The 6793-nt window shown below is 52.0% G+C and carries 8 protein-coding genes; 2 read left to right on the forward strand and 6 right to left on the reverse strand.

Annotated elements, in window-relative coordinates; all coding sequences use genetic code 11:
- Positions 1–272 precede the first annotated feature (272 nt).
- A complete protein-coding gene (locus tag HMPREF2572_RS04580; protein WP_070496441.1) occupies positions 273–767 on the reverse strand; it encodes a DMP19 family protein in 495 nt (164 codons plus the stop codon).
- Between the two features lie 160 nt (positions 768–927).
- Here HMPREF2572_RS04580 and HMPREF2572_RS04585 point away from each other — a divergent pair, with 160 nt between their 5' ends.
- Both HMPREF2572_RS04585 and HMPREF2572_RS04590 read left to right on the forward strand, forming a co-directional pair.
- A complete protein-coding gene (locus HMPREF2572_RS04585) occupies positions 928–1119 on the forward strand; it encodes a zinc-finger domain-containing protein (protein ID WP_049228940.1) in 192 nt (63 codons plus the stop codon).
- 6 nt (positions 1120–1125) lie between these two features.
- Positions 1126–1473, forward strand: a complete 348-nt coding sequence (locus HMPREF2572_RS04590; protein WP_070496442.1) for a hypothetical protein — start codon at positions 1126–1128, stop codon at positions 1471–1473.
- A gap of 249 nt (positions 1474–1722) precedes the next feature.
- On the opposite strand, the gene HMPREF2572_RS04595 is transcribed toward HMPREF2572_RS04590, so the two are convergent.
- From HMPREF2572_RS04595 to HMPREF2572_RS04615, 5 genes are all read right to left on the reverse strand, one after another.
- Complete coding sequence (locus HMPREF2572_RS04595) at positions 1723–2547, reverse strand: undecaprenyl-diphosphate phosphatase (RefSeq protein WP_070496468.1); 825 nt, start codon at positions 2545–2547, stop codon at positions 1723–1725.
- A gap of 213 nt (positions 2548–2760) precedes the next feature.
- Positions 2761–3405 carry a thiol:disulfide interchange protein DsbA/DsbL gene (locus tag HMPREF2572_RS04600; RefSeq protein ID WP_070496443.1) on the reverse strand — a complete coding sequence of 215 codons (645 nt, stop codon included), beginning with the start codon at positions 3403–3405 and terminating at the stop codon, positions 2761–2763.
- 10 nt (positions 3406–3415) lie between these two features.
- Positions 3416–4510 (reverse strand): SPOR domain-containing protein, encoded by a 1095-nt coding sequence (locus HMPREF2572_RS04605; RefSeq protein ID WP_070496444.1) that lies wholly within the window; start codon positions 4508–4510, stop codon positions 3416–3418.
- A gap of 305 nt (positions 4511–4815) precedes the next feature.
- The gene (locus HMPREF2572_RS04610) at positions 4816–6312 is read right to left on the reverse strand and encodes a YifB family Mg chelatase-like AAA ATPase (RefSeq protein WP_070492226.1); all 1497 of its coding nucleotides are present in this window, start codon (positions 6310–6312) and stop codon (positions 4816–4818) included.
- A 13-nt stretch (positions 6313–6325) separates the two neighbouring features.
- Positions 6326–6646, reverse strand: a complete 321-nt coding sequence (locus HMPREF2572_RS04615) for an accessory factor UbiK family protein (RefSeq protein WP_003780238.1) — start codon at positions 6644–6646, stop codon at positions 6326–6328.
- Positions 6647–6793 lie beyond the last annotated feature (147 nt).

The raw sequence follows: 6793 nt of genomic DNA on the forward strand, positions 1-6793 counted from the left end.
GGGACAGTTCACATATTTTCAGACGACCTTTTGCTAACGACCTCCTACACAGGGAAATCCGTTCAATATTTCTTATAGTGGATTAACTTTAAATCAGTACGGCGTTGCCTCGCCTTAGCTCAAAGAGAACGATTCTCTAAGGTGCTTAAAGCACCAAGTGAATCGGTTCCGTACTATCTGTACTATCTGCGGCTTCATCGCCTTGTCCTGATGTACTATCTGCGGCTTCGTCGCCTTGTCCTGATTTAAAGTTAATCCACTATAACACCCCATCAATCTGCAATCTCTGCAAACTTCTCCCAATTTGCCAACACATACGCCACAGCCGCTGCCATATCGTCGTCCGCGATTTCGTAATATTCGCCGTCCAATTCCTCAAAATCCGGAAACTTAGCACGAATCTCGTCCAAAGATGCCCCGCCATCCGCCATTTCCTCGATTCTTGCGCCGTCCCGCTCGTATAAAGCCTTCGCCTTATCCAAAATTTTAGGCGTCGGTTTAATCCGCCAGCGGCGCAGGCTGTCGGCAACGGGATTATGGAACACATATTCGCCGTAACCTGCCGCGATCAGCTGCACAAAGCCGCCCTCCTGCACTTGGCTGTCCAAATAGCAGTAAGCCGTCAGCGTGTGCTGCTCGTCGTTCAAACACAGCATTTCCTCATCGCCTGCCGCATCCGTATAATCCAAATACGCCGCGCTCAATGTGTAGAGGAATTCTGCCGCATCTTGAGGGTTCAAATCATCCTGCCGGAAAAGTGTCGTCATGTTAAAGCCCGTCTGAAATAAAGTGGATTTAAAGCTGATTTATAAAAACTGCATTATAACCAAAGCATTATCAAATCAAAACTTCTTTTCAGACGACCTTTTGCGCTGCACAAGCAGGCGATATATCGTACAATAAGGTCGGACTTACCAAGGAAAAATCATGAACGCAAACACCGAAACCGTCGTTATCCAGCCCAAAGACCTGCCGCTGCACTGCTCCGGCCCCAATCACGAAACTTGGAACGGTCATCCGCGCGTCTTCCTTCCGATTCAGTCCGACAGCGACATTGAATGCCCCTACTGCGGAACGCGTTACCATCTCGAAGGCCACATTCCCCACCACCATTATTGAGACGCTATGAAGAGATCCGCCCTCCTGCTGTTGCTCGGACTGTGTACCGCCTGCGGTTCGTATAAAGCCGTTCGCCCTGATGCCCCGCGTGCCGTCGTTGTCGAAGCACAAAACAACGCCATCCGCTACCAGGCCGCCGACGGCAGCCGCATCTCCGCTATCTACGTCAACAGCAACAGCCCGATGACGGTCGAACTGCGTCAGGGAAGTACGGTCGAAAAACTGACGCAAACCCATTCGATGACCAAAACCACGGAATACCGCAACGCAAGCACAAGATGGCAGCTTCAAGACGGCTTCGCCACGCTGACCCGCGGCGGCAAAACCGTCGTATTCACCGAAATCATCGAATAATCCTGTCTGAAGTTCTTATCAAAAGGTCGTCTGAAAAACCTTAAACGATGGTTTTCCAGACGACCTTTTCGTTAAAACAATAGTCCGCAACGCTCATTCCCGCGTACGGCTTTAGCAGCATAACTTTCCAACGGGACTATCTGAATCTATTGCGGGATTGTGTGTTCGGATAAATCAAAGGTCGTCTGAAACCTTGTTTTTGAGGTTTCAGACGACCTTTGTCATGTTCAGATTATCTCTGCTTCGACATCATGTAGTCCATTTGACCCAGCCCATCTGCGCAGTCAGCAGAATCAATCCGCCGAAGACGATGCGGTAGTAGGCAAACGGAACATAGTTTTTGCTGGACACGAATTTCAACAGCGATTTAATCGCCAAGAAACCTGCCAAGAAAGCGGCGATGAAACCGACGGCAATCAGGGCGACATCCTGCAAAGTAAAGAGTTCGTAATGTTTGAATACATCATAACCGGTGGCGGCAATCATCATCGGCACGGCGAGGAAGAAAGAAAATTCAGTCGCGGCTTTGCGCTCGATGCCCCACAGCATACCGCCCATAATCGTACTGCCCGAACGCGAAGTCCCCGGCACCAGCGCGCACACTTGGGCGCAGCCGACCACAAGCGCGTCAATCGGGCGCATTTCGTCCACGCTTTTGACTTTAGGTTTGACTTTGCTTTGGCGTTTTTCGACCCATAAAATAAAGAATCCGCCCAGCACCAGCATGATGGCGACGGTAATCGGGTTAAACAGATATAATTTAATTTGTTTTCTAAACAAAAATCCCATCAAAGCGGCCGGCACAAACGCGATGGCAAGGTTCAACACGAAGCGGTTGGCGGCACGGTCTTTGCCTACTCCGGACAAAACGGAGGTAAAACGCTGACGGTATTCAAAAATCACGGCAAGTACCGCGCCCAGTTGGATGGCGATCTCAAAGACTTTGCCGTTGCTGTGGAAATTGAGCAAGTCGTCCAATACAATCAAGTGGCCGGTACTCGAAATCGGCAGAAATTCCGTCAAGCCTTCCACAATGCCCATAATCAGGGCTTTTAATAAAGTCAAAATGTCCATATTGCTTTCTTTTTTGGTTTTCAGACGACGTTTGCCCGTCTGGATTTCAGGATGAAGCGGTATCAGAATCGGAAAACTGCTGCGGTATAGCGGTGTTTGCGCCATCCCTCAGCAGTATCGTTTTTATGGATTTTACGCCGCCCAAAACAAACAGACAGTTCGGAAACCGCCTTATCTTTTGCGGTCATTCCGAAACTGTCTGGATAAATTCCGTCAGCGCGCGGCTTTGCCGGAACGCTCTTGGCGGACTTTGTTAATCAGCTCGCCTATGGTTTTCTGCCCATTCTCCCAATCGCTGCTGAATATGACCCGATATTTGCCTCCGACGATGACATCCGGCGTGCCTTCGATACGGTAAGTCTCGGTCAGGTTTTGCATTTTTTTAGCGGCTGCAAGGCTCGCGGGTGCGTCGTATGCAGCAATCAGTTTTTTGCTGTCAAAGCTTTTTTGTGCCGCCGCCCAGCTTTTGAAAGTGGCGGTATCCGCCAAATTGATTTTCTGTTCGTGTACGGCTTTGAAAATAGCGGGGTTTGCCTGATACTTCAAACCTGAAGCGTTAACCGCCGCGGCAACCCGCGCCAAGCCCAACATTTCAGGCGTCCAGACGACATGTTCGGTACGCAGGTAAACGTCTTTCGGGAAAGTTTTGCTGTATGACAGCAAGACGGGATCAAAGTTTTGGCAATGTACGCAGAAATAGCCTAAAAATTCCAAAACTTCGATTTTGGATGCATCTTGTTGCGGAATCGGTTTGTTCAAAACCGTGTAATCCACCCCTTCAACCGCAGCCTGTGCGCTTGCGGAAAAAGCAAGCGCGAGGCTGAGGAGTACGGCTGCCGGTTTGGTTGTCCGTTTCATTGCCGCCTCCTTATTGAGCCGAACGCATCAGGCTGTTGATATTGTGTTTTTGCAAGTCTTTCTGAACGTTTTTCGCGGCTTCAGACGACATGCTGTTGCTTTGCACGCGGTAAACGGTTTTGTCGCCGTTGGTGCGCTCGACCACTTTGGACGAAATGCCCAGCATGGCGAGTTTGGCACGTTGCGCGTCGGCGCTGTTGCGGTCGGCGTATGAACCCATTTGCAGGATGACTTTTTTACCGCCTTCTGCTGCTTTGGTCTCAGCTTTGGCATTGTCGGCTTTGGCGGTTTGTTTGTCCGCATCGGCTTTCTTCGCTTCTTTCGCCGCGCCTTTATTCGCTTCCTGACGGGCTTTTTCGATGCTGCCGCTGTTCAGGATTTGTTCGGGGGTCGGTTTGTTAGTTTTGGCCGTTTCGGTTTTCTTGGCTTCGGCGGCTTTCTTCTCTGCCGCTTTTTTCTCGGCAAGTTTGCGCTCGGCGCGCGCTTTTTGTTTGTCGGTCAACTCGGCTGCCTTCTTGGCTTTATCGGCAGCTTCTTTGTCGGCTTTGGCTTTTTCTTCGCGTTTTTTCGCAAGCTCTGCTTTTTTCTCGGCAAGTTTTTGTTTCAACTCGCGTTCGGCAGCGTCTTTGTCTTCTTTTTCAGCTTCGCGCAGGGCTTTTTCTGTTTCACGGGCTTCGTCTTCCGCTTCGCGGACGGCACGTTCTTTTTCCGCTTTTTCTTTGTCTGCGCGCTCTTTGTCAGCTTTGGCTTTATCTGCCTTTTCTTGCGCTTCTTTCTCAGCGCGTTCTTTTTCTTTGGCTGCCGCATCGTCGTCAACCTCGCTGCGTTTCGCCTCAGGCTTAACCTCTTCGGTCGGACGCTCTTTCTCTACGGGAACAACGACAGACTGTTCTTCCGCTTCAGGCTTAGCCTCAGGTTTGGATTTTTCCTGCGGCTTGAGGATTTCAGGCTCGGTTTGCTGTTTTTGCGGCTCGGTCGCGCCCTTGAATGCGTTCGGCGTGTCTTGATTCAGAAAATACAGGATGCCCCCGATCACGCCGGTAGCGAGGAGGAGGCCGAAGAAAAAGCCGAAAAGGCCTTTGCCGTATTGAGTGTTCTTATTCATGAGATACCTATATTGATGATGCCGTTCAGACGACCTTTTGGCGGCAGATGAATCTGCTGCTGCCATCGGCAGGGACGGGTCATTTTATCAATATCCTTTATATTGGGCAAAAATGCGCCGTTTGTTTACATGGTTTTTACGAAAACCGCCGTGATGTTAGGACGTGCTGACAGTTTACCAGCAACGGAATTTCTCCTGATAAAACAGAATATTCCGCGCTTAAAACACCAGCGATATACCCAAACTGTCTCGGCTTTTTATCTTGAATCTTCCATTTTCAGTATTCAAGGTCGTCTGAAAAATTTTTACAACGCGCGGCGGAAGCTGACGGCTTTCAAAACATGGCTTCTGCCGACTTCTTCATCGCCCGCCAAATCCGCCAACGTACGCGCCACGCGCATGATACGGTGGAAGCTGCGTGCGGAGAGTGAAAGTTTTTCCAACAGATTGCCCAAGGCTTCCTGCGCTTCTTTTTGGATGCGGGCGGACGTATCGAGTTCACTGACACTCAAGGCGGCATTCACTTTACCTTGCCGCGCGTATTGTTTGTCGCGGGCGGCGATCACGCGCTCTAACACACGGGCGCTGCTTTCCCCTGCTTCCTGCTGCATCAGTTCGGCGGCGGACAGGCTCGGAACTTCGATGGTCAAATCGATGCGGTCGAGCAGCGGGCCGGAAATCTTGCTGCGGTAACGCGCAACGCTTTCGGGCGTGCAGCGGCAGGGTTTGACGGGATGCCCGAGATAACCGCACGGACAAGGGTTCATGGCGGCAACAAGCTGGAATTTCGCCGGATAGACGGCTTGGCGTGCCGCGCGGGAAATGTGGATTTCGCCGTTTTCCAAAGGTTCGCGCAGGACTTCCAAAACTTTGCGGTCAAACTCGGGCAGCTCGTCCAAAAACAAAACGCCGTGATGCGCCAATGAAATTTCGCCCGGACGCGGGTCGGAACCTCCGCCGACCATGGCTGCCGAACTGGCGCTATGGTGCGGGCTGCGGAAAGGACGGTGGCTGTCGAGTTGTTGCTGGTGGTTGGGCAGGAGCGAACGCAATGCCCATACTTCGACCAATTCGTCTTCGGTCAAAGGCGGCAGAATGCCGGGCAGCCGTTGGGAAAGCATGGATTTGCCCGTTCCCGGTGGGCCCATCATCAAGAGGCTGTGTCCGCCCGCGGCGGCGATTTCCAAAGCAAGGCGGGCGGTGTGTTGACCTTTGACATCAATGAGGTCGGGCAGTTTGGCGTTTTCAGACGACCTCTGCGGGACTTGACAGTCGGTTTGCGCCAAGGGTTCGATGCCGTTCAAATGGGCGGCGACTTCGCCCAACGAACGCGCACCGTAAACGGTAATGCCGCGCATCACGGCGGCTTGTTCTGCGTTTTCCTGCGGCAAGACGAAAGAGCGCCCCGCCTGCATGCCCTGCCATGCCATCGCCAACGCGCCGCGCACGGGGCGCAACATGCCGGAAAGCGCCAATTCGCCGGCAAACTCGTACTGCGCGAGCTTTTCGGGTGCAATTTGTCCGGATGCGGCGAGTATGCCCAACGCAATCGGCAGGTCGAAACGTCCCGATTCTTTGGGCAGGTCGGCAGGGGCGAGGTTGACGGTGATTTTTTTGGCGGGAAAGTCGAAACCGCTTTGGATGATGGCGGCGCGCACGCGGTCGCGGCTTTCTTTGACTTCGGTGTCGGGCAATCCGACGATATTGAAATGAGGCAGGCCGTTGGCAAGGTGGGCTTCCACTTCGACCAACGGCGCATTCATGCCGCTCAAGGCGCGGCTGTAAACCAAGGCAAGCGACATGTTTCAGACGACCTTATTCGCCGGCTTCGGTTTGCTGTTTGATTTCTTCGACGGCTTCTTCGGCTGCGGCTTCGGCAGCTTCCAATGCAGTCTGTTCCGGCTCTTGCGCGGCTTCGAGTTTTGCTAGACGCTCTTCCAGTTCGACCAGCTTGGTGCGAGTTTTAATCAACACCTGCTGCTGAATGTCGAATTCTTCGCGCGTAACCAAGTCCATGCGGTTGAACGCGCTGCCGAGCATGGCTTTGACGTTTTTCTCCATGTCTTTGGCGGGGCTGTTGGCGATGGTTTCGCTGATTTTGGCGCTGACTTCTTCAAAGAGTTGTTTGCCGAACATAATCCGTATCCTTTATATCAGAATATATAAAATTCAAGCGGCTATTGTATAAGGAAAAAGGTCGTCTGAAAACGGGCATTCGATTCCCGCGTCTTTTCCCTTCAAAACATCGCCCGCATGTATAGTGGATTAACTTTAAACCAGTAC

The sequence above is a fragment of the Neisseria sp. HMSC064E01 genome (assembly GCF_001808875.1).
GTDB lineage: Bacteria > Pseudomonadota > Gammaproteobacteria > Burkholderiales > Neisseriaceae > Neisseria > Neisseria sicca_A.